Origin of the sequence: Streptomyces sp. NPDC005794 (genome assembly GCF_042871445.1) — a bacterium.
Lineage (GTDB): Bacteria > Actinomycetota > Actinomycetes > Streptomycetales > Streptomycetaceae > Streptomyces.
In genome coordinates this window covers 269,609-288,793 of record NZ_JBIAIN010000008.1, presented here as the reverse complement: position 1 = coordinate 288,793, position 19,185 = coordinate 269,609, and the positions used below count along the sequence as shown (strand labels likewise).

At 68.8% G+C, this 19,185-nt stretch carries 15 protein-coding genes; 8 read left to right on the top strand and 7 right to left on the bottom strand.

Annotation, left to right across the window (positions count from 1 at the left end):
- Window positions 1-56: 56 nt before the first annotated feature.
- Window positions 57-3,008 carry a glycoside hydrolase family 48 protein gene (locus ACFYQ5_RS15845; protein ID WP_389197874.1) on the bottom strand — a complete coding sequence of 984 codons (2,952 nt, stop codon included), beginning with the start codon at window positions 3,006-3,008 and terminating at the stop codon, window positions 57-59.
- Window positions 3,009-3,272: 264 nt separating this feature from the next.
- Here ACFYQ5_RS15845 and ACFYQ5_RS15840 point away from each other — a divergent pair, with 264 nt between their 5' ends.
- On the top strand, window positions 3,273-3,611 hold the full coding sequence (locus ACFYQ5_RS15840) for a hypothetical protein (RefSeq protein ID WP_389197873.1): 339 nt from the start codon (window positions 3,273-3,275) through the stop codon (window positions 3,609-3,611).
- Between the two features lie 15 nt (window positions 3,612-3,626).
- A complete protein-coding gene (locus ACFYQ5_RS15835; protein ID WP_389197872.1) occupies window positions 3,627-5,369 on the top strand; it encodes a glycoside hydrolase family 6 protein in 1,743 nt (580 codons plus the stop codon).
- Here the strand turns inward: ACFYQ5_RS15835 and ACFYQ5_RS15830 are convergent.
- Window positions 5,341-6,078 carry a VanZ family protein gene (locus tag ACFYQ5_RS15830; RefSeq protein WP_389197871.1) on the bottom strand — a complete coding sequence of 246 codons (738 nt, stop codon included), beginning with the start codon at window positions 6,076-6,078 and terminating at the stop codon, window positions 5,341-5,343. The genes ACFYQ5_RS15835 and ACFYQ5_RS15830 overlap by 29 nt on opposite strands.
- 61 nt (window positions 6,079-6,139) lie before the next feature.
- Here ACFYQ5_RS15830 and ACFYQ5_RS15825 point away from each other — a divergent pair, with 61 nt between their 5' ends.
- Complete coding sequence (locus ACFYQ5_RS15825) at window positions 6,140-6,640, top strand: tetratricopeptide repeat protein (RefSeq protein WP_389197870.1); 501 nt, start codon at window positions 6,140-6,142, stop codon at window positions 6,638-6,640.
- Between the two features lie 283 nt (window positions 6,641-6,923).
- On the opposite strand, the gene rpmG is transcribed toward ACFYQ5_RS15825, so the two are convergent.
- A complete protein-coding gene (rpmG, locus tag ACFYQ5_RS15820; RefSeq protein ID WP_389197869.1) occupies window positions 6,924-7,088 on the bottom strand; it encodes a 50S ribosomal protein L33 in 165 nt (54 codons plus the stop codon).
- 472 nt (window positions 7,089-7,560) lie between these two features.
- Here rpmG and ACFYQ5_RS15815 point away from each other — a divergent pair, with 472 nt between their 5' ends.
- Window positions 7,561-8,994 carry a PP2C family protein-serine/threonine phosphatase gene (locus ACFYQ5_RS15815; RefSeq protein ID WP_389197868.1) on the top strand — a complete coding sequence of 478 codons (1,434 nt, stop codon included), beginning with the start codon at window positions 7,561-7,563 and terminating at the stop codon, window positions 8,992-8,994.
- Window positions 8,995-9,103: 109 nt separating this feature from the next.
- Here ACFYQ5_RS15815 and ACFYQ5_RS15810 read toward each other — a convergent pair whose 3' ends face one another.
- The gene (locus ACFYQ5_RS15810) at window positions 9,104-10,600 is read right to left on the bottom strand and encodes a hypothetical protein (RefSeq protein WP_389197867.1); all 1,497 of its coding nucleotides are present in this window, start codon (window positions 10,598-10,600) and stop codon (window positions 9,104-9,106) included.
- A 231-nt stretch (window positions 10,601-10,831) separates the two neighbouring features.
- Here ACFYQ5_RS15810 and ACFYQ5_RS15805 point away from each other — a divergent pair, with 231 nt between their 5' ends.
- Complete coding sequence (locus tag ACFYQ5_RS15805) at window positions 10,832-11,968, top strand: aminoglycoside phosphotransferase family protein (protein WP_389197866.1); 1,137 nt, start codon at window positions 10,832-10,834, stop codon at window positions 11,966-11,968.
- Window positions 11,969-12,065: 97 nt separating this feature from the next.
- Here ACFYQ5_RS15805 and ACFYQ5_RS15800 read toward each other — a convergent pair whose 3' ends face one another.
- The gene (locus ACFYQ5_RS15800; protein WP_389197865.1) at window positions 12,066-13,397 is read right to left on the bottom strand and encodes an N-acetylmuramoyl-L-alanine amidase; all 1,332 of its coding nucleotides are present in this window, start codon (window positions 13,395-13,397) and stop codon (window positions 12,066-12,068) included.
- 238 nt (window positions 13,398-13,635) lie between these two features.
- On the opposite strand from ACFYQ5_RS15800, the gene ACFYQ5_RS15795 reads away from it, so the two are divergent.
- Window positions 13,636-15,900 (top strand): germacradienol/geosmin synthase, encoded by a 2,265-nt coding sequence (locus ACFYQ5_RS15795; protein WP_389197864.1) that lies wholly within the window; start codon window positions 13,636-13,638, stop codon window positions 15,898-15,900.
- Here the strand turns inward: ACFYQ5_RS15795 and ACFYQ5_RS15790 are convergent.
- Both ACFYQ5_RS15790 and ACFYQ5_RS15785 read right to left on the bottom strand, forming a co-directional pair.
- Window positions 15,839-16,339: a hypothetical protein gene (locus tag ACFYQ5_RS15790; RefSeq protein ID WP_389197863.1), complete on the bottom strand. Its 501-nt coding sequence runs from the start codon at window positions 16,337-16,339 to the stop codon at window positions 15,839-15,841. The genes ACFYQ5_RS15795 and ACFYQ5_RS15790 overlap by 62 nt on opposite strands.
- A 47-nt stretch (window positions 16,340-16,386) precedes the next feature.
- Entirely contained in the window at window positions 16,387-16,788 is a 402-nt protein-coding gene (locus tag ACFYQ5_RS15785; RefSeq protein WP_389197862.1) for an ACT domain-containing protein, read from the bottom strand.
- A 138-nt stretch (window positions 16,789-16,926) separates the two neighbouring features.
- Between ACFYQ5_RS15785 and ACFYQ5_RS15780 the strand changes: the two genes are divergently transcribed.
- Window positions 16,927-18,024, top strand: a complete 1,098-nt coding sequence (locus ACFYQ5_RS15780) for a nitrous oxide reductase family maturation protein NosD (RefSeq protein ID WP_389197861.1) — start codon at window positions 16,927-16,929, stop codon at window positions 18,022-18,024.
- Between the two features lie 34 nt (window positions 18,025-18,058).
- Window positions 18,059-19,138 carry a methyltransferase gene (locus tag ACFYQ5_RS15775; RefSeq protein ID WP_389197860.1) on the top strand — a complete coding sequence of 360 codons (1,080 nt, stop codon included), beginning with the start codon at window positions 18,059-18,061 and terminating at the stop codon, window positions 19,136-19,138.
- Window positions 19,139-19,185: the final 47 nt, after the last annotated feature.

The following is a 19,185-nucleotide window of genomic DNA, read 5'->3' as shown; positions in this document are numbered from 1 at the left end:
AATTCCGGCCGCCGGCGGTTGACCGGCGGCCGGAACCCCTGGGGCACCGCGTTCACTCACTCCAGAAGGTCGGCATACGCCCCCAGAGCCAGTGCGACGTCGGTCTGTGCCCAGAACCGGTGGTAGGTGAACACCGGGGCGGTCCCGCCGTCCAGGTAGGCCTGCACCTTCGGCCAGTTCGGGTCGTCCTCGTAGAAGGACCGGATGGAGAGGAACGTCGAGTCGCTGTCGACGGTGTCACCGTTGGGCATCGCTCCCGTCCAGCCGTTCGGGACGTACACCGGGTCGTCGAACCGGTTGTAGTCGGCGCGGGTCTCGGGAACCGCGACCCCTGCGTCGTCCTGGTGGTGGCTCCACATGCCGTCGAGCAGCCCTTCGGCCGTGGCCTTCGCCTCGGCATCACCGGACTTGGCGGCGTAGTAGGTGAGCGTCCTGGCGTAGGCGCCGGCCACCCCGACATCGTTGGTGTAGTCGGCGACCGTGACGTGGAGTCCGGAGTTGGCACCCGGACTCGACGCGTTCCAGGTGTCGGGCGCGCCCGACCACTTAAGGGTGGACGGCATGAGATAGGTGCCGTCCGGGTTGATGGTCGTCTCGGACAGGGCCCAGTCGACCCACTTGTCGAGTACGGCCTTGGCCTGGGCGTCGCCCGACTCGTGGTAGTACTCCGCGACGCGCTCCATGGACCACGCCTGGAAGCCGAACCACTGGTTGGACGGCGGGTCGTGGTAGACGGGCTTCTCGTCGTAGTACATGCCGTGGAAGGTCGGCGTTCCGGCCGGGGGCTGGGCGTAACTGCCCTTCCAGCTGTTGGTCGCACCGCCGGCGATGGCTCCCTCGTCGGACTGGAGCCACTGGTAGAAGTCCATCTGCCGGTCCAGGCTCTTGGCCCAGTCCTGCTGGCCCGTGGCCGACTTGGGCTTGAGGTCGGCGACGGAGCTCAGCGCGTAGGCCGCCATCGGGTTCTGGTAGCCGCCGTGGGCGTGGCTGGATCCGATGCGCCAGGACCAGCCCGCGGAGGTGTCGGTGGCACCGCCCCAGGCGTAGTACCAGGACATCAGGTAGTGCGCGCTGTCCTTGCCGCTGCCGGCGGGGCAGGTGGTCGGGCCGACGCAGTTGCCGACCTTCTTGAAGTACTTGTCGAACATCGAGTAGCGGAGGTAGTCGCCCATCTTCGCCGCCTTGGCGACGGTCGCCGAGACCTCACCCGACTTGCCCTGTTCCTTCGCCCAGACATCGGCCCAGTACGCGGCCTGTACGGCACGGGCGTCCGCGTCCGGTGCGTTGGTGAACTTCCACTGCTTGGCGTAGGAGGCGTCCCCGGTGAACAGGTCCAGGTAGCCGTTGTCACCGCCGTAGGTGAAGTTGTCGCAGGTCGGGTGGGTGACGGTCTCCCAGACCGATTCCTGCGCCCCGCGCTGGAAGGTGTTGATGTACGAGGGCCCGGTCTCGGTGGGACCGGCCGAGCACTTCCCGGGCGTGTTGCCGTACCCGTAGACATTGTCGACGTCCTGGATCCAGTGCATGCCGTAGATGTCGTCGGTGCCGTACGCGCTCTTCAGCTCGGAGGCGATCGGGTCCGCCCCGGACGCCGCCGATCCGTCGAGGACGGCCGGGTATTCGTTCGGCGTGTCGTGCTCAGGCGCGTAGGTGGCGGGCTTCGAGGCGTTGTAGGACCCGCTCGTGGGCTGGTCGGCGTGGGTGGGGATCATGTACGTCTCCATGGTTTCCCACGCACCGTTGAACTTCGCCCAGTCACCGGTGATCTTCCCGTACATCGCCTGGAGCCAGATCAGATAGCTGTACGCCTCCGACGTCGTCTCGTGTCCGTGGTCGGGGGCCTCGACGATCAGGGTTTCGACGGAGTGGTAGGGGATGCCCTCCGACGAGAAGTAGCCGTTCGCCGGATCCGTGATCTTCCCGTACAGGTCGAGGAAGCGGGCGTCGTAGTCCTTCGCCTCGGCGATCTGGGTGACGGTGACCTCGGACCTGCTGTGGCCGGGGGCCGTGGCGGTGAAGGTCGCGGCTCCTGTGCCGGATGCGTCGGCCGAGACGGTCACCTTCTGGGGTGTGGACCAGTTCGACGGTGTGAACGTGAGGCTCGCACCGCCGGTGACGCTCAGGCCCGAGTTGCCGGCGGTCCGCGCCACCGTGACGGTGACCGACGAGGAGGGTGCGGTGGAAAGCTTGACGTCGAAAGCCCCCGACTTGCCCTGCTGGACCCCCAGTTGTGCGGGAGTGGCGACGACGGCCGGGCCCGCGACGACGGTGATACCCGCCGGGGTCGACTCCGCCGATGCGCCGAGGCTGTCGTACGCCCTGGCGTACACCGAGTGGCCGCCGGCGGACAGCCCTTCGGCGTCGTAGGTGTAGGGGGACGTGGTGTCCGTGCCGAGCAGCTTCGTGTCGTCGTAGAACTCGACCTTGCTGATGCCCGCCCCGTCGGCGCCCGCCGCGGTGGCGGCCAGGGGGACGGTGTCCCCGGCGGAGAACACTGCGCCCGCCGCCGGACTGGTGAGGACGGTGATCGGCGGCTGATGGGCACCCGCGCACGCCGTGCCGTTGACGGCGAAGGTGGAGGGTGCGGTGTTGGTGCCGCTGTAGGTGAACTGCGCGCCCGTCGTGACAGCGGCCCCGGCCGCGATGGAGCCGTTCCAGCTCGCGTTCTTGACGGTGACGGTCTTGCCCGACTGGGCCCAGGTCCCGTTCCAGCCGTTGGTGAGCTTCTGACTGCCCGCGTAGTCGTAGGTCAGGTTCCAGCCGTCGATCGCGGCCGAGCTCCTGTTGGTGACGGTGAGTTCGGTACTGAAGCCCGAGCCCCAGTCGTTGGTCCTGTAGTCGACGCTGCATTGGACGGCTGCCGCCTGGGCCTGCGTGCCGACTGTGGCGGTCATGCCCAGAGGGAGAGCCAATGCCGCCACGAGTGCGGTCCACAACCGTCGTCTCCCGGATCCGGTTCTGCCGGGTCTCCTCGGTAACCAGGTTCTTCGTGCGCGTCCCGATGGCATGCGCAGTACCTCCTCGCGGCTCGGCGACATGGGGGGTGTGCAAGGTTGAGCACAAGCCTTGAACCAGTGGGAGCGCTCCCAGCATGGGGACGTGGAAAAAGAGAGTCAAGAGACTTGAAGAGTCGAATAATTTCGACAACAAGAGATGGGAACTGGCGTGTTGACCGACACCACTTGACGCTCTACCGTCAAGCCACACCAGTGGGAGCGGTTCCACCAGTCGACGTGCCGTAGGGGGCACGACCGATCTGCGAGGAGTCGCTCATGCACCGCCCCCGGCACGTGTCGCACCTGTTCAGGCTGCTCCCCGGGGCAGTTCCCTGCATGGCCGGCACCGCGCTCCGCACCACGGATCCGACCGACTCCACCGGTCCGGCGGATCTCCCGTCCCCGCCGACGGACCGTCCGGAACGGGCGTCCCGGGCAACGAGCTCCTCCAGCACGCACCTGTGCGGGGGCTCGACGACCAGGAAATCCCCTCCCGGACGGGCCTGCACCACCTGGGTCCGCCCCACGGTCCCGTCCTTGATCAGCGACTACGTCGGTACCCCCACCCCGTACGGAATCGGGCTGCGTGATCGTCTGCGCGCCCTCGACAGCTGAGGAAACGGAATTCGTATGAGCCGCACGAGCCGCACCACCCTGCGCCGATCCCGAACGGCGCTCATAGCCGCAGGAGTACTCGTCGCCGCCGCGGCGGGCTCCGCGGCGGCTGCGGCCCCCTTCGGGGCCTCCGCCGCCGCGGCCGCGGGCTGCACCGTCGATTACAAGATCCAGAACCAGTGGAACGGCGGCCTCACCGCCGCGGTGAGCGTCACGAACACGGGTGACGCCGTCTCCAGTTGGCAGTTGGAGTGGTCGTTCGCCGGCGGCGAGAAGATCAGCCAGGGCTGGAACGCCGCGGTCTCGCAGAGCGGCGCCGCCGTCACCGCGAAGAACCTCGCCCACAACGGCGCTCTCGCCTCCGGTGCCTCCGCGTCCTTCGGCTTCAACGCGACGGGCAGCGGCAACAGCGCCGTTCCCGCGACCTTCAAGCTGAACGGCGTCACGTGCAACGGCGATCCGTCGGGCCCGACCGACCCGCCGGACCCGACGGATCCGCCGGAGAGCGCCCGGGCCGACAACCCGTACCAGGGCGCCGAGGTCTACGTGAACCCGGAGTGGTCGGACAACGCCGCGGCCGAACCGGGCGGCAGCCGGATCGCCGACCAGCCGACGGGTGTGTGGCTCGACCGCATCGCCGCCATCGAGGGTGCCAACGGCTCGATGGGCCTGCGTGACCACCTGGACGAGGCCTTGACCCAGAAGGGCTCCGGCGAACTCGTCGTCCAGGTCGTCATCTACAACCTTCCCGGGCGCGACTGTGCGGCACTCGCCTCCAACGGAGAGCTCGGCCCCACCGAGATCGACCGGTACAAGACCGAGTACATCGACCCGATCGCGGCCATCCTGGCCGATGAGAAGTACGCGGGTCTGCGCATCGTCACCACCGTCGAGATCGACTCCCTGCCGAACCTCGTGACCAACGCGGGCGGCCGGCCCACGGCCACGCCCGCCTGTGACGTCATGAAAGCCAACGGCAACTACGTCAAGGGCGTCGGCTACGCACTCAACAAGCTCGGCGACGCGCCGAACGTCTACAACTACATCGACGCGGGACACCACGGCTGGATCGGCTGGGACGACAACTTCGGCGCCTCCGCCGACATCTTCCACGAGGCCGCGACCGCCGAGGGCGCGACCGTCAACGACGTGCACGGCTTCATCACCAACACGGCCAACTACAGCGCCCTCAAGGAGGAGAACTTCTCCATCGACGACGCCGTGAACGGGACCTCCGTGCGGCAGTCCAAGTGGGTCGACTGGAACCGCTACACGGACGAGCTGTCCTTCGCCCAGGCGTTCCGCACCGAACTGACCTCGGTCGGCTTCAACTCCGACATCGGCATGCTGATCGACACCTCGCGCAACGGCTGGGGCGGTGCGAACCGGCCGAGTGGCCCGGGCGCCTCCACCAGTGTCGACACCTATGTGGACGGCGGGCGCTACGACCGGCGCATCCACCTGGGCAACTGGTGCAACCAGTCCGGAGCCGGCCTCGGCGAGCGTCCGCAGGCAGCCCCGGAAGCCGGTATCGACGCGTACGTCTGGATGAAGCCCCCGGGGGAGTCGGACGGATCCAGCAAGGAGATCCCGAACGACGAGGGCAAGGGATTCGACCGGATGTGCGACCCGACGTACACCGGTAACGCCCGCAACAACAACAACATGTCGGGGGCTCTGGGCGACGCTCCCGTCTCCGGCAAGTGGTTCTCCGCCCAGTTCCAGGAGCTCATGAAGAACGCCTACCCGGCACTCTAGGCTCCGCGCCGGAGGGCCCGGGCGCTTCCCCGCCCGGGCCCTCCCGGCGGCTGCGCCACCTATCGAACAGAGCGCGTCCGCGAGCCACCGGCGCGGGCGCGCTCCGGCGCGCGGCGGGCCCGGCCTCGGGCCCGCCGCGGCGCTTCGCCTTGTCCCTGGCAACCGTCGTGGTCCTGGCCCGAGTTCGTGGTGCGGGCCTCGCGCCGTCCGCCCCTTCCGGTTCGTCCGAAAGGGCGTGGTAGCGGTGGCTGATGCGGCGTCCCACCAACGCGTATCCCAGCAGCGCACCGGAGGTATTGAGGATCACGTCATCGATGTCGAAGGCCCGTCCCGCCACGAGCGCGCCCTGGGTGAGCTCGACGACCGCCATGACCAGGACGGTCAGCGCGGTCATCCGGAGCATCCGGAGCCGGCGCGGCACCAGAATCGGCAGCAGCACACCGAACGGCACGCCGAGCAGAAGGTTTCCGCCTGCCTGCTTGCACGCGGCGAGGAAGGTGTAGTCCTCCGCGTACTGCCGCAGCGACCGCCCCGGCCTCAGATTGGAGGTCACGATGTCCTCCGACGCCGGTGACGGCGTGAGCGTCACCTTCGCCAGGAACACGGAGAACGCCACGAGCGCCAGGAACGCCGCGACCAGCGCTGCCGCACGCAGCATCAGACGTCCGGCGCTCCTGCGCCGCGCACTGCGCTCCGCCTCTGCTGTCATGGCGGAACGGATGCCCCGAACCCCGACGGCCACACCCGGGGCCTGGTGCGACCATGTACGCATGAGCACGCAGAAGAAGGAAGAACTGCTGGCGGAAGCCGTGCGGCTGCGCGAGCAGGGGCATCCCGAACAGGCAAGGGAACGCCTCCTCACCCTCACCGCGACGTTCCCCGACGCGGTGGACGTCGCCTACCAGACGGCCTGGGTCCACGATGTACTCGGCCTGGAAGCCGAGGCCGTGCCGTACTACGAGCGGTGCCTGCAGGGCGACGGTTTGACCGAGGAGGAACGCCGCGGAGCACTGCTGGGACTCGGCAGCACCTACCGCGTCCTGGGCAGGTTCGGGCAGGCGGTCGAGACCCTCCGGCGGGGGGTGTCGGAATTCCCGGACGACGGGGCGCTGCGGACCTTTCTGTCCATGGCCCTGTTCAACACCGGTGACCATCACGAGGCCATGCAGCTCCTGCTGCGCCTGGTGGCGACGACGAGCGACAGCCCGCGCGTACGACGCTACCGGCCTGCCATCGAGCACTACGCGGCAGACCTCACGCAGACGATGTGAACGCAGACCATGTGAGCGCGGGCAGCCCGTGCCGTGCGGTGGTCTCGTGGGCGCCGGGCCCAAGGGGAAGCCCCGGCCGGATCGGGGGAATCCAGCCGGGGCGGCTTGTGTGCGGAGGTGACGGCGGACGCTGCTCGGCGGGCTCCAGACCTCACTCCCCACGTATAGGTGAACGATAAACCACCGCTCGCCGTTCCCGTGAATCCACCCCCAGCGGTGTGATCCGCACCACGATCGCGCAGGCCAGGGCGCCTCCGGGTGCAGCAAGGGATGCCGTCGCTCGTCAGCGGGCCTCACGGAACACGACGTGGCGCCCCACGGCCGGGTCGAACTTCCGCAACTCCAGCCGGTCGGGGTCATTGCGCCGGCTTTTGCGCGTCACATAGGTATGACCGGTTCCGGCCATGGACCGGAGAAGGACGACGGGCCTGGTCTCACTGCGCGCCATGGGGCCTCCAGACAGAGTTCCGACCCCACCCAGGATGGGAATGGGTGTCGTTTTCGCTTCTGGCTCCCATAACACGTACGAGTGCATCATCATTCCCGCCTTCGAACGGGGGGCCGACGCACGCCCGACCGCTATATCGAACGTTCCATCGGCCGGCACCATGATCGGCGCGACAGTCATCCGTTCCGCAACTCCGCACGACTCCGTATATGCCCTGATCCCGGCCGGTCCGAGCCGTACAGCGCCGCGTGCGCGGGCGTACGCCGAACGGCTCACGCCTGGCGACTTGCCTCAACTCCCCGCCAGGGGCAAGGGTGTTCGCCAGACCCTCGCCACACTCAGCCGACGGCATATGCCGGAAGCAAGAACGTATCGAGTGTCGCCAAACCCCTTACGGGGCCCCCAAGCCTGTGCAACAGTCGTGTTCGGTCCACCCCACGAACCGGCTGCACCGCCTGTATCGGAGTATCAGATGCCGTCCCATCTGTTTGCGGACCGCCCGGCCCCACAGCCGCCCGAGCGGGATGCCGTCGATGCCCTGATCAACCGGACCCGACTGCTGCGCGGCGACGTGGACGCCGTACGGCGCGACAGTTCCGTGATCGACGACGACGATCCCCAGCTGCGCTGGCAGCGGGCGCTCTGCGAGCTCGCCGTCCATCAGCTCGACGACCTCGGCGAGCATCTGGGACAGCTACGGGACGGCATCCCCCACGCCACGGCCGCCGAGCCCGCGGGAGGGCCCTCCACGGAGACGCCGGCCGAACCGCCGACGGGATCGCTCCTCAGCAGGGTGGGCAGTGCCGAGTGGAATCTGCTCACCGACGAGGTCAGTTGGTCCGACGAGCTGTATCGGATCTTCGGCAGGTCCCCGGAGACAGGAGCGCTGTCCCTGGACGAGCTGCCGTCCCTGCTCCTCGCGGAGGACCAGCCCCTCCTCACCTCGATGGTGACCGACTGCCTGGTGGACGGCAGGCCGATAGACGGCGAATTCCGGATCCTGTTGCCTGACGGCGATATGCGCACGCTGCACATGACGGGCGAACCCGTCCTCGACGCGGATGGCTGCACCGCTTCCATGTGGGCGGTCCTGCGCGATGTCAGCAGGCTGCGGCGCAGCCAGCACATCGTGAGCAGGACACGGGACACCTTGCGGCGCCAGGAACAGCGGGCCAGGACCGAGCACCGGATGGCGGTAGAACTCCAGGAGGCCGTCCTTCCACCGTGGCGCGGCTCACTGTCGGCATCCGGCCGGAGCGCGCGTGGCCTGGACCTCGCCGCCCATTACCTGCCGTCGGAGTCGAGTGACCTGATCGGGGGCGACTGGTACGACGCGCTGCCGCTCCCGGACGGCAGGACCATGCTCACCGTCGGTAACCTCACCGGCCACGGAATCCCTGCCACCTCGGCCATGGCGATGTTACTCGGCGCGCTGCGGGGCATGGCCGTGGCGGGCGTCGCCCCGGGGGCGGTCCTGGGCCATCTGAACGAGCTGATCGAATGCTCGGCGCAACCCGCTTTGGGCAGCGCCGTGTGCTGCCGCTTCGACCCTGAGAGCGGCACGCTCGTCTGGGCGCAGGCAGGGCACCCCGCACCGCTGCTGTTCCGCAACGGAGTGGGGCGTCCTCTGTCCGCGCCGGACGGGGTCCTCCTCGGGGCGGCATCCGGAGTCATCTACGAGCAGGACCGGGTGGACCTGCTGCCGGGCGACGTACTCGTACTGCACACCGACGGACTGACACGACAGAACGACCGGAGCGCCGGCCCGGACATGCTTCTGGGGCTGGCGCCTCGGTTCGCGCAGGCCCGCACGGCACAGGACTGCGTACGAATCCTGGTCGAGGAGCTCGGATCGGCCGAACGACTGGACGATGCCTGCGTGTTGGTGGCCCGCGTCGATACGTGAGGGACTTCTGGGTCGCCTCGGGCCTCAGGTAGGAGGAGACCCCTGGCAGGGCAGACCTGTCCGGCCCCGGGACACATGCGGTCCTGAGCGCGTCGACGGCGATGACAGGTCAGATCTGGGAACCTTTCGCCTTTTTGCTGGATGCCCGTGTGGGCAGGGCGAGCTCGATCTCCTCGCGCAGGTCTTCGATCGTGGCGTGACCCGCGAACTGGCCGGTGAGCCGGTACATCTCCCGCAGCCGGTCCCAGGTCCGGTGCGAGGACGTCTCCCCCATCGACACCAGGGCGAGCCGTGCGTAACGGTCGGCCTGCTCGGGGTCGTCGGCGATGAAGCATGCCGAGGCGAGCGAGATGTAGTCGAAGATCTTGGAACGCTGGCGACCGTTTATCCGCAGGTCAAGGGCCTGCTTCGCGTGGCGCTGAGCGGTGGAGGCCGCACCCGGTTCATGGTCGGCCAGGGTGCGGAAGGCCAGTGCCTGCATCCCGTGCATGTCCGCCTCGTCGAACATCTGCATCCAGCTCGGCGGCGGTACATCACCCTTGTCCGAGACGAACAGCTCCTCGGCCTCGCCGAGGGTACGGCGCATGGCCTGCCCGCGTCCCATCGACGCCTGCGCCCAGGCCTCGATGGTGTGCAGCATCGCGCGGGTACGCGGCAGGGTCTCCTCCCCGGAACCGGACTTGGCCAGTTTCATCAGGTCCAGGGCCTCGTCCGGCCGGCCCAGGTGGACCATCTGGCGTGCGGCGCGGGAGAGCGCCTCGCCCGCCCTCGGACGGTCGCCGCCCTCACGCGCCGCGTGGACGGCGATCACGAAGTACTTCTGGGCGGTGGGCTCGAGGCCGACGTCGTGCGACATCCAGCCTGCGAGGACCGCAAGGTTGGCAGCGACGCCCCAGAGACGACGCTGCAGGTGCTCGGGGTGGTGGTAGGCGAGCATGCCACCCACTTCGTTGAGCTGCCCCACGACGGCCTTGCGCTGCAGCCCGCCTCCTCTGGAGGCGTCCCAGGCCCGGAACACCTCGACCGAGTGCTCGAGAGCCTCGATCTCCTCGGAACCGACGGGGGCGGCCTCGTACAGGTCGAAGCCGGCGTTGTCGGCGTACAGGGGATCGTTGAGTCGGGCGCCCCGGGCCGCCGGAGCCGGATCGGAGTGCAGCCAGTCGTGCATGGCACCGGTGAGAGCTGAGCCGGCGGTGAGCGCGGCGCCCGCGCCTACCAAACCGCGTCGGTTGAGCATGAGGTCCATTCCCGTGAATTCGGTGAGGACCGCTGCCGTCCGTTCGGGCGCCCACGGCAAACCGTCGGGATTGTCTTCCGTCCCGGCTTTTCGCCGCTTCCCCACACGCCCGCGCCGGCCGAACCCGAGGTCCTCGATGGTCACGACACGGCCGAGCCGCTCGGTGAACAGAGCTGCCAGCACTTCGGGCACGGGATCACGGGGGGACTCCCCCATGTCGATCCAGCGCCGCACCCGCGAGGTGTCGGTGGCCAGTTGGAGGTGGCCCATGGCCGCCGCCTGCCTGTTCACCATTCTCGCGAGTTCGCCCTTGGACCAGCCGGCCAGGCCGAACAGGTCAGATAGGCGGGTGTTGGGTTCTCCGGTCACGTCAAGCCCCCAGGTTCTCGGCTGACTTGACCCTAGCTCCCCTGCGGATGCCCGGCGAATATTCGCCAGGGTTCGCCAGGGGTCGCCAGATGTTGTGCCACCCGCCGTGCGGTGTCAGGTAGGAAAGCGCCACCCCGCCCGGCAGCCCTAGGTACTCCCCAGGGTGCCGAACGGCCGCCGGCCGGGGCGGCGCACGCAACTTGTCGGCGCACGAAGGGATCTGTCTCGCCCATGTACACAGCATCGTCCTCCGTGTCCGCCCCGCCCCGGCCGCTTCGTCCTCTGGGGGCGGGCGGCGGGCCGTATCTCGACCCCCGCGCCGCGTCTCCGGCGTCCGGCACGGGTCGGACCCGGCGGGCGGCGGGGCCGGGCTCCCAACCTCTCAGCGGAAGACTGGACCTGTCCGGTACCCAGGGCGCGCAGCTGCGGATGGCCATCGCCTCGGTGCACCGCATCTGCCCCGAGTTCAATCCGGTGCAGGTGCTGCGCCGCAGCGGGCGTTCGGTGCTCATCGTGGGCACCACCGGCCGTGCGACAGCGGTGGCCAAGTGCTTACTCGATCACTCACCCGCGTGGACGGAGCGGTTCAGGCACGAAATAGCGGCATACCGCGCGTTCGTCAGGCACCGCCCACCGGTCCGGGTCCCGCGGCTCATCGCCGCCGACCCGGAGAACTGCACCCTGGTGATCGAGCGGATGCCCGGCCGTGTCGCGGCGCTGACGAGGCATCCTGCGGAGCCGCCGCCCCGTGCGGACCTGCGGGCCGTTCTCGGAGCGGTCAGCCAGGTCAACGCCTGGAGGCCGCCGGCCGGTCTGTTCGACGCTCCCCTGGATTACGCATCACGGATCGCCCGCTATCACGAGTTGGGGCTCTTCACCGATCGTGATCTGGGTGACCTGCAGAAGCTGCTGCACGGCCTGGCCCATGCGGGCGGCCGACAGGGCATGGGCCAGTTCTGCCATGGCGACGCTCTGCTCTCGAACATCCTGCTGCCGCCCACCGGGCCCGTGCTGGTCGACTGGGAGCACGCCGGCTGGTATCTGCCGGGATATGACCTGGCGACGCTCTGGGCCGTGCTCGGTGACGCACCGGCGTCACGACGCCAGATCAGCCAGCTGGCGCAGACGAAGGGCCCCGCTGCCCGTGACGCTTTTCTGGTCAACCTCATGATCGTGCTGACCCGGGAGATCCGTACGTACGAGACGGCTGTCCAGCGCGCGATGCGTGACGGCGCGCCGGCCGGGAACGGCCAGGCACGGCAGGGTGTGCTGTCCTCCGGCGAGGAACAACGGCTGCTGCTGCGCAGGCTGCACGACGACTGCGCCATGGCCCGGCGGGCCGTACGCGCAGCGGTGGGGACACGCTGACCACGCCGGGTCGACCGGCCTGACCGACGGGGGGAGCGCGCTGCGGGACCGGTGCCGACACACAGTCCCGCAGCGCGCCGTACGAGGTCTCAGCCGCTCATGAACCGGCTCGCACCACATCGACGTCAACCGCCTTCACGAAGCCGATCCGGTGACCGATCTGGACCGTCACGTACTTCTGTGTTCCGCGGAAGTACGTGTGGTCGTACGGCTTCGACGCGTCGATCGTCGGTGCGTAGTAGTAGCCGGTGGGTGCTTCGCCACCGCCGGGGAACGCCTGCCCCTCCTTGATGGTGTACACGAGTGGGCCGCCCACGGTCGGCTTGACGAAGTCCGTGGGGTACTCCGCCTTCTCCGGGTAGGCGACTCCGTAGACCGGCACCTCCGTCTTGCCTGCCTTCGGCCGTACGACGAGGCCGGATGTGGGGCTGACGACCCGGGTCCCGGCGGGGGTGTGGAACCACGCCTTCTCCCCGTACCACCAGATCGCCGTCCAGCCGGGTGCCCTCTCGGCGACGACGGCCTGCTGGGTGGCATTGATCTTGCTGCCCCAGTCCGCAGCGCAGTTCGTCCCCGGCGAGCCGTCCGGGTGCAGACCCGGGTCGGAGAAGAGCGGCGAGTCCGCGGACGGCCCGGTGCGCAGCGGGACCGCGCTGCTGCCCTGCCGAGGCAGATCGACGCCTTTCTCGCAGTCACGGAACTCCTGCTGGTTCCTGGTGAAGTCCGCGCTGACGGTGACCAGTTCGCTGCTCCTGGGCGCGCTCGGCACGGTGGGCTTGCCGAGCAGTGCCATGAAGCGGTTCCAGTCCCAGTAGGGGCCCGGGTCCCAGTGCATGTTCTGCGTACCGGCCGCGCTGGTGGGCGGTACGCCGTCGTGTCCGAGGATGTGCTGCCGGTCGAGCGGGATGTCGTACCTCGCCGCCAGGTGACGCACCAGTCGTGCGGTCGAGCGGTACATCTCGGGGGTGTACCACTTGGCGCCCTCGGCTGCGACGCCTTCCTGCTCGATGCCGATGGAGTGGGTGTTGAGGTACCAGTTGCCCGCTTGCCAGGCGACGTCCTTGTTCTTCACCATCTGCGTGACATGGCCGTCGGACGAACGCACCACGTAGTGGGCGGAGGTCTGGTTGGCCGGGTTCTGGAAGATCTTCAGGGTGGTGTCGTAGTCGACCTCGGTGTCGTGCAGGACGATGAACTCGATGGGGTTGCTCTCGGGCCGGTTCGCCGTGTCGTAGTTGCCGTAGGTGTCCTTGTCCGACGGGTCGCCGGTCTGCTGGTAGGCCGCGGGGACCCAGTCGCAGTCCAGGTCGCGCGGGCATTCCGGTTGCACGGGGTCCGCTCCGGCGGCCGCCGGGGAGAGGAGCGCCATGCTCAGCGCTCCCACCGTGGTCAGTGCGAGGGCGAGTCTGGTCCTCTGCTTGGACGTCATGACAACCCTTCTTGGGCCTGGTTGGCAGAGCGGTTCCCGGGGCGCTCCCCGCGTTCATCGGTCGGCGCACACTCTGTGGCGGGAGGTGTTGGTGAGTCAAGAGTGCAGTGTGCCGCCGGACCTGAGTTTGTGTGACTATTCCGCGCTGTGCGTGCCCCGGATGGCCGAGGGGTAGTGCTGGCGCCGACAGGGGCGGTCCGCGTGGACCGCGCGGAGTTCTCGGAAAGGCCGGACGCACATGGCACAGCCCTTCTCACTGCCGGACTTCTACGTGCCGTACCCGGCACGCCTCAATCCGCATCTGGAGGCGGCCCGGAGCCACACCCGGACGTGGGCGCGCGGAATGGGGATGCTGGAGGGCTCCGGTATCTGGGAGGAGAAGGACCTCGAATCCCATGACTACGCGCTGCTCTGCTCCTACACCCATCCCGACTGCTCGGCAGAGGCCTTGTCCCTGGTCACCGACTGGTATGTGTGGGTCTTCTTCTTCGACGACCATTTCCTCGAGCTGTTCAAACGCACTCCGGACCGTGAGGGCGGGAAGCGGTATCTGGACCGGCTGCCCGCCTTCATGCCCATGGAGCGGGGAGCGGCGACGCCGGAGCCGACCAATCCGGTGGAATCGGGGCTGGCCGACCTCTGGGCCAGGACGGTGCCCTGCATGTCCGATGCCTGGCGGGCCCGGTTCGCCGAGGCGACGGAGAATCTGCTCAACGAGTCCCTGTGGGAGCTCTCGAACATCAACGAGGGACGGATCGCCAACCCCGTCGAGTACATCGAGATGCGCCGCAAGGTGGGTGGGGCGCCGTGGTCGGCGGGCCTGGTGGAGTACACGGCGAACGCGGAGGTGCCCGACGCCGCGGCCGGTTCACGCCCGCTGCGGGTGCTGAGGGACGCCTTCTCCGACGGCGTGCACCTGCGCAACGATCTGTTCTCGTACCAGCGCGAGGTCGAGGACGAGGGCGAGAACAGCAACGGCGTACTGGTCCTGGAGAGGTTCCTGGGCTGCTCGACCCAGGAGGCGGCGGAGGCGGTCAACGATCTGCTGACGTCCCGCCTGCAGCAGTTCGAGAACACGGCCCTCACCGAACTCGGTCCGCTGTGCGCGGAGAAGGGGCTGACCGCCGACGAGACGGTCGCTGTCCTGGCGTACGTGAAGGGGCTTCAGGACTGGCAGTCCGGTGGCCATGAGTGGCACATGCGCTCCAGCCGCTACATGAACGGCGGCGGCGCAGGTGAGAGCGTGCCCGGTTTCGGCATGGCCGCCGCATCACTCCGCTTCACCCCGCGCTCGGAATCGTTCCGCAGCCGCAGCCACACCCATGTGCCGTACCAGCACGTCGGACCGTCCCTGCTGCCCGACTTCGACATGCCGTTCGGCACGACGCTGAGCCCGCATCTGGACGGGGCCCGGGTCCGGATCGTGGAGTGGTCGCGCCGGATGGGGCTGCTGGAGGCGCAACCGGGTGTGCCGGGCTCACACATCTGGGACGAGGAGCGCCTCGTCGCGACCGATCTGCCGCTCTGCGCGGCGGGGCTGCATCCCGATGCGACTCCGGACGAGCTCGATCTGTCCTCGGGATGGCTGACCTGGGGGACCTACGGCGACGACTGGTTCCCGGTGGTGCACGGCCGGACCCGTGATCTGGCCGGGGCGCGGCTGGCGAACGAGCGGCTGTCGCTGTTCATGCCACTGGACGGGGCGTCCGTGCCCGAGCCCGTCAACGCCCTGGAGCGGGCGCTGGCCGACCTCTGGCGGCGGACGGCGGAGCCGATGGACGACGACGCCCGACGGACCTTCCGGGAGGCTGTGGAGTCGATGACGGCGAGCTGGCTCTGGGAGCTGACGAACCAGGCGCAGAACCGGATCCCCGATCCGGTCGACTACATGGAGATGCGCCGGGCCACGTTCGGTTCGGACCTGACGATGAGCCTGTGCCGGCTGGGTCACGGCAGGAAGGTGCCGGACGCGGTCTACCGCAGCGGTCCGATGCGGTCCCTGGAGAACGCCGCAGCGGACTACGCGTGCCTGCTCAACGACCTGTTCTCGTACCAGAAGGAGATCGAGTACGAGGGCGAGGTGCACAACGGTGTCCTCGTCGTGCAGAACTTCTTCGGGGTGGACTATCCGACGGGTGTCGCGATCGTGCACGAATTGATGAATTCACGCATGCGCCAGTTCCAGCATGTAGCCGAGCAGGAACTGCCGGTTCTGTACGACGACTTCGATCTGAGCGCGGAGGCGCGGGAGGTCCTGGCCGGCTATGTGGTGGAGCTCCAGCACTGGCTGGCGGGCATCCTGATCTGGCACCGGGACTGCCGGCGCTATCGCGAGGAGGATCTTCGGCGGGGCACCGGAACCCCGTGGCACATCAGCGGGCCCACGGGGTTCGGGACGTCGGCGGCGCGGGTGACACGTCTGCTGACGACGCAGGGACGTTTCAGCCCTGCTGGAACAGCTCCGCGGGAAGTGGTTTCAGCAGGGCGTACAGATCGTCGGTGATCGGCCGGTCCCAGCTGGCGATGGTGACGAGTACGCCATCGCTCCGGTCGAACTGGACGCAGGAGATCCGGCTCTCGGAGAGCTTGATGCGGCGCACGATCAGCAGGCTGTCGCCCTGCATGACGGGCACGTCCTCGGCGCCGGTCACTTCGACGGGCTCGTCGTTCTCGAGGGCGAGGAGTAGCTGGGCGACCTCGAAGGGGACCTGCCCCTCCTCGGTCTCGCGGGCCGGTGAGCCCTTCGGCAGATTCCCGATGATCATCGCGGGGCCGCGTCCGCCGAACAGGTCGTAGCGCAGGAAAACGCCCTGACAGCTCCCGTCGGGAGCGGGGAGCAGACCGGCGCCGAGGTTGCCGGGCCAGTCCCCCGGGTCCATGGCCAGGACATCGAAGTCCGGGCCCGCGGGTGTGGCGGCGCTACGGCGGCGGAGGAAGGACATGGGGGCCATGTTACGTGTCCCGGCTCACGTGGCGGAGCCGGGCACTCCTATGCGGACTCCACGGCCAGCGCTTCGAGTACCTGGACCGCCTCGGTCGCACGCGCGTACGGCACGAACAGGTGGTCATGGTGGAATCCGGCGACCACGTTGCAGCTGATCCCGGCGTCCGTGAGGGCCAGGGAGACCGCTGCGGTCAGTCCGACGGCGTCCAGCGCGGAATGCACACGGAGCGTGATCCAGCCGGCCACGAAGTGGGACGCCAGTCCTGATGCCGCGGCTTGCGCCTCGGGAACGACGAGGGTCAGTCCCTCCTCCTCGGAGACGGTGACCACCGGGGCGACACCGGTGGGCACCTCGCCACCGGGCACGGTCGTCCAGACGTAGCGGCCGGGCCTCAGTTCCGGTCGCATGCCGTGCAGCAGTGTTCGAAGATCGCGCTCGCCCGTCATGGGGCCACGCTACGGCCTCGTGGAGGGCACGGGACCGCGAGGGCGTAAGCCATTCAGGCACGCCATGTATCCATACGCTCACCTTGCGTGGCACCGTGGGTTGATCGCCCCTAGCTTCGGCTCATGAGGAAAAGACACATGAAATGCCTGGCGGGCATCACTGTCGCTGCGGCCACGGCCCTGGGCCTCGCGGCCGTTCCCTCCGTCGCGTCCGGAGAGAGCGACCGTGTGGTGCGCCCGGGCGAATCGATCCAGAGCGCGGTGGACGCCTCGAAGCCCGGGGACACCGTCGTCGTCCTGCCGGGCACGTACCGCGAGAGCGTCCTGATCACCAAGCCCGGCCTGACCCTGCGCGGGACCGGTGAGCGGACAGTGATCGCACCGGCGGCCGCGAAGGGCGCCAAGGGCACGAAGGGCACGAAGGGCGCCAAGGCCGCCAACGCCTGCGCCATGGGCGGGAACGGCATCTGCGTCATCGGGACGAAGGGCCACACGGTCGACGACGTCCACATCCGGTCACTGACCGTCTCCGGTTTCGACAAGAGCGGCGTCTGGGCTGCCTGGACCGACGGGCTCTCCGTCCACAGGGTGGCCGCCCGCAAGAACGGCACCTGGGGCATCGCGCAGGAGCGGTCCACCCGCGGCGACTTCCGGCACAACACCGCCACCGGCAACGGCGACGCGGGCATCTTCGTCGCCAACTCGGTCACCGAGGAGGGCGGAGCGACCGACACCGGCGGGACCCTGGTCGTGGACAACTCCGTGAGTGGGAACCGCATCGGCGTCACCGCCCGCCGGGTCCGGAACCTCGTGATCGACGGCAACACCCTGACCGGCAACTGCAGCGGCGTGTTCGTCGTGGGTGACGAGTCCAGGCCCGCGGCCGGGGCGATGACGATCAGCGGCAACCGGATCCTCAAGAACAACAAGTTCTGTCCGGCGACCCCTCGCCTGTCCGCGATCCAGGGGTCCGGCATCGTCCTCACCGGAAGCGAGGCCACGACGGTACGTTCCAACGTCATCCTGGACAACGTCGGCTCCACCCCGCTCTCCGGCGGCATCCTGCTGTTCAAGAGCTTCGTGGGCGCGCTGAACACCGACAACACCATCAGCGAGAACCTCGTACGCGGCAACAAGCCGGCCGACCTCGCCAACCGCGACACCGCGGGCACCGGCAACAGCTTCGTCAGCAACACGTGCGGGACGTCCGTCCCGGCCGGGATGTGTGCCGGATGACGGTGCACCACCGCACAAGGAGAAAAGAGACGGTATGACCACCGTGAGTCCCACCCCCGACACCACCCCCGTCGTCACTCCGCCCGCCGCGCCCCACGTCGCCGCCACCCCTCCGCCGTCCATGCGGCTGCGGGAGCTCGCGTTCGGAGCGGCCTGCGCGGCCGCTGTGCGGGCGGCGGCCAGGCTGGGCGTCGCCGACGCGCTGGGTGAGACGCCGGCATCGGCCGCGGAGCTCGCCCTGGTCGTGGACGCCGAGCCCGTACCTCTGCGGCGGCTGCTGCGCGCGCTGTGCTGCTACGGGATCTTCGGCGAGACCCCGGAGGGGAAGTTCGTCCACACGGAGATGTCCCGTCTGCTGCGCGAGGACGACCCGAACAGCCTGCGGTACATCTCCCTGTGGTGCACGGAACCCTGGACCTGGGAGGTCTGGCCGCGGCTGGACGTTGCGGTGCGCTCCGGCACGAGCGTCTTCCCGGAGACGTTCGGCAAGGGCTTCTTCGACTATCTCCACCAGGACGCGGGCGAGTCCGCCCAGGTGTTCAACCGGGCCATGACCACCTCCAGCGTGCAGTCCGCACAGGACGTCGCCGGTCTCCTCGACCTCACCGGGGTGTCCTCGGTCGCCGACATCGGCGGTGGTCAGGGGCACGTACTCGCGAGCCTGCTGGAGAAGCACCCCTCGGTCCACGGAACCCTCCTCGACCTTCCGGGTGTCGTGGCGCGTGCGGACGCGCGGTTGCGGGACGGCGGCCGGCTCGCCGACCGGGTCCGGATCGTGCCCGGGGACTGCCGTGAGGACATCCCGTTCGAGGTGGATATGTACGTCATCAAGAACATCCTCGAATGGGACGACGAGAGCACCCGCAGGACCCTCGCCAACGTGCTCGCCGCTGCCCGTCCGGGCGCCCGTGTCGTGGTCATCGAGAATCTCGTCGACGACACCCCGTCGATGCGGTTCACCACCGCCATGGACCTGCTGCTCCTGCTCAACGTCGGTGGTGCGAAGCACACCCGGGAGAGCCTGGTCGGGCGGCTGTCCGACGCGGGCCTGCGGGTCGGTGAGATCCACCCCGTCAACGCGTACCTGCACGCCTTCGAGTGCGTCGTCCCGTAGCGCGCGGCCCCCGGCGCACGGAATCGCCCCGGGTCCGGCACCTGAGT